This is a genomic window from Allobosea sp. (assembly GCF_048595345.1).
GTDB lineage: Bacteria > Pseudomonadota > Alphaproteobacteria > Rhizobiales > Beijerinckiaceae > Allobosea.
Genome location: NZ_JBMDWH010000200.1, coordinates 1 through 2,334, shown reverse-complemented (window position 1 = coordinate 2,334; position 2,334 = coordinate 1). Strand labels below are relative to the sequence as shown.

The window sequence follows — 2,334 nt, the reverse complement described above, 5'->3', positions numbered from 1 at the left end:
CGATGGCGAGATCTACAACTGGGCGATCTCGTCCGGCCGGCAGGGTTTTCGTTCGCCCAACGGCGTCTACCGCCCGACTCGCCTCGAAAAGAACTGGTATTCCCGCAAATATGGCGGTGCCATGCCGCATTCGGTGTTCTTCCGCGGCGGCTACGCCATTCACGGCACCGGCTCGGTCGGCGCGCTGGGGCGCCCGGCCTCGCATGGCTGCATCCGGCTGCACCCCGCCAATGCCGCCAAGCTTTTCGCGCTGGTGAAGAAGCACGGCGCCTCGCAGACCCGCATCGCGCTCAACGGTGCCGCGCCCGATTCTCTCTCGCGCTTCGCCAAGGCCAGGCAGCCGGCCAAGGCCGCGCTCGCCACGGCGCGCAGCGAGACGGCGCCGAGCCTGCGGCGCTCCGCACTGAACCTCGAGCCCGCGCTGCTGACCCCGCCCGCCAAGCCGGCCAAGGCGCAGATCGCGAAGACCACGACCAAAGCCAAGCTGGCCAAGGCGAAGAGCCAGAGGCTCGAGCCGGCGGCCGTGGTTTATCGCGGGCCAGGCGAGGCCGGCTGGGAGAGCGCGCGCGGCCGCATCCTGCTGCGGCCGGCCCTGCCGGTCGAGGCCTATGGCTACCAGCCCTATTACCCCTCAGGCTATGGTTATGGCTGGCGCTGAAGCGCTCTGATCCGCTCCGTACGCCGCGGTCCCTTCTGCAACTGCCCGCGACAACCCTGGCTTCGACCGAATGGGTGATGACCGGCCGGCCGACCGCCGAGCTTTCAGCCCTGCAAAAGCGAGGGGCTGATCGTCATCCAGCCTTCGAGACTTTCGCCGGGCTCCAGCCGCTTCATCGGCGCAGCATTGCGGGCGGGCGCCTCGCTGGGCGCGCCGCTGGCATGGCTCTGCGGCTCGACGCAGAGGAAATCCGACCCCGCAGGCGCCCAGACGACCGGGCAGGCGAGGCTCTCGCTCGCCGTCACGGTGATGGCGAGACCGGCGGACGGCGTCTCGATGCGTGCCTGCCCGTCCCAGCCTACGAAGTTCCAGGCGACGACACCCTCCTCGCGAAACAGCGGATTATCGGCATAGGGCCCTCCATCCGGTAGAGCACGGTCCCCGATCGCGCGGAACGCATCGCCGAAGACGAGGGCGCGTGCGGCACGCAATCGCAGCCTCGTATCGTCCTGCCGGGGAAACCAGGGATGATGGCCGATCCCGAACGGTAGGGCCCGGTCCGCCTCGTTGGTCACACCGAATCGCACGGTCATACCCGTCTCGGTCAGACCGATCTCCTGCCAGGCGCTGTAGCGATAAGGGTCAGCCCCCTCGCTGCGGCGATGCTCCAGCCGCACTCCGGCGCGGTCATACTCCACGACCTGCCAGGCGGACTGCCAGCCGAAGCCGTGGATGGCGCCGCTCGCATCGTTGAAGGGCAGCAGGAAGCGCTGGGTGCCGTCATCGACGACGCCACCGAAGGCGCGGTTGGCGAAGGGCAGCATCGCCCAGCTGCCGCCGTGATTGGGGGCGGCGGTGGAGATCGGCGCCGGGGGCGGTCGCAACAGCTCATGGGCCCGCCCATCCGGCGCCTGCCAGCCCAGCCGCGAGACGATCCCGCCCAGAGACGGAAGGATCTCGGCCTGCAGAGCGAAACCATCGAGCTTCAGACTGTCCATATCGGCCGTACCCGTGCAGCGGTCAGAATCACCGTCGCGCGACAGTCGGCCGGGCAAGGGCGGCCGACAAGCTCTTTCGGCTCCGGTCTTGACCCCGGCGCAGGGCGCGAGGACAGTGCCGGCCCTGCCGGAGCCTGCCATGCCCAAACCTCTGATCGCGCTCGACTGGGGAACGACCCGTGCGCGAGCTTTCCTGATCTCGCCGGATGGGGAGGTGCTCGAGCGGCGGGTGGCCGATCAGGGCATCCAATCGGTGCCGGCCGGCGGCTATCCCGAGGCTTTCCAGGCGCTGGCGGGCGATTTCCGCGAGGCCTGTCCCGAGGCTCCCATCATCCTTGCCGGCATGGTCGGCAGCCGCAATGGCTGGGTCGAGGCCGCGTATGTCGGCTGCCCCGCCTCGGCGCAGGAGGTGACCGCGGCCGCCCTGACGGTCAATCTCGACGAGGGGACCACGGCGACCATCCTGCCCGGGCTCAGCTGCGACGAGGGCGCCTTCGACGTGATGCGCGGCGAGGAGACGCTGCTGTTCGGCCTCGGCCTTGAAGACGGGTTGGCCTGCCTCCCCGGCACGCATTCCAAATGGGCCGAAATCAGAGGCGGGCGCGTCATCCGCTTCGCCAGCTTCATGACCGGAGAGGTCTATGGGCTGCTGCGCAACGATTCGATCCTGGCGCGGCT

3 protein-coding genes are annotated in these 2,334 nt (G+C 69.2%); 2 read left to right on the top strand and 1 reads right to left on the bottom strand.

Annotation, left to right across the window (positions count from 1 at the left end):
• The coding region (locus tag ACOJTB_RS17470) for a L,D-transpeptidase (RefSeq protein WP_420103800.1) at positions 1–658 on the top strand (658 nt) is incomplete at its 5' end.
• 104 nt (positions 659–762) lie between these two features.
• On the opposite strand, the gene ACOJTB_RS17465 is transcribed toward ACOJTB_RS17470, so the two are convergent.
• On the bottom strand, positions 763–1,656 hold the full coding sequence (locus tag ACOJTB_RS17465; RefSeq protein WP_420103799.1) for an aldose epimerase family protein: 894 nt from the start codon (positions 1,654–1,656) through the stop codon (positions 763–765).
• 139 nt (positions 1,657–1,795) lie between these two features.
• Between ACOJTB_RS17465 and ACOJTB_RS17460 the strand changes: the two genes are divergently transcribed.
• Positions 1,796–2,334, top strand: a 539-nt coding sequence (locus ACOJTB_RS17460; RefSeq protein WP_420103798.1) for a 2-dehydro-3-deoxygalactonokinase, incomplete at its 3' end; no start/stop codon positions are given.

Excerpts from the sequence above, each read along its gene's own strand:
- ACOJTB_RS17465 (WP_420103799.1), bottom strand. The coding sequence starts at position 1,656 with ATGGACAGTCTGAAGCTCGATGGTTTCGCTCTGCAGGCCGAGATCCTT.